1 rRNA gene is annotated in these 280 nt (G+C 56.4%); it reads right to left on the reverse strand.

The features are described from left to right. Positions 1–280 (reverse strand): 23S ribosomal RNA (locus tag ACZYR9_RS27820); the annotation flags it as partial.

Consider the following 280-nt stretch of genomic DNA (forward strand, 5'->3'; position numbering starts at 1 on the left):
GTCACCAGGGAGTATTTAGCCTTGGCAGATGGTCCTGCCGGATTCCCACGAGGTTTCACGTGTCTCGCGGTACTCGGGATCCGTCTAGGGCTTTCGCAGCATTTCAGCTACAGGGCTGTTACCTTCTGTGGCCGGCCTTTCCAGACCGCTTCGCCTACGCTGCTCAACCCACATTGACGTCCCACAACCCCAGGGAGCAAGCCCCCTGGTTTGGGCTAATCCGCTTTCGCTCGCCGCTACTGACGGAATCACTTTTGTTTTCTTTTCCTGAGGGTACTTA

The organism is Paenibacillus sp. F024, assembly GCF_057814255.1.